The sequence below is a fragment of the Faecalibacterium sp. DFI.5.82 genome, assembly GCF_029076575.1.
Taxonomy (GTDB): Bacteria; Bacillota; Clostridia; order Oscillospirales; family Ruminococcaceae; genus Faecalibacterium; species Faecalibacterium duncaniae.
In genome coordinates this window covers 1-295 of record NZ_JARFIS010000904.1, presented here as the reverse complement: position 1 = coordinate 295, position 295 = coordinate 1, and the positions used below count along the sequence as shown (strand labels likewise).

General features: G+C 64.7%; 1 pseudogene. It reads right to left on the bottom strand.

The annotated features are described in order from the left end of the window. Positions 1–295, bottom strand: a pseudogene (locus tag P0G09_RS19435) (NADH oxidase); the annotation flags it as partial.

Sequence of the window (295 nt, the reverse complement as noted above, 5' to 3'; positions counted from 1 at the left end):
TATCCACACCGTCCTCCACCAGCCACTGGGCGAACTGCACCGCATCGGCCTCGTCGATGCCGCCCGTGCCGCGCTGCGGGGTAACGATGGACAGTTTGTAGTCGATGATCATATCCGGCACAGCCTTGCGGATGGCGCGGGTCAGCATCCGGGCGAAGCGGACCCGGTTTTCCAGACTGCCGCCGAACTTGTCGGTGCAGTGGTTCATCCGGGTGGAGCACAGGCAGCCGTTCAGGCGGTCGCCGTGGATCTGAATGACATCCACACCGGCCTTCTGGGCACGCACTGCGCAGGC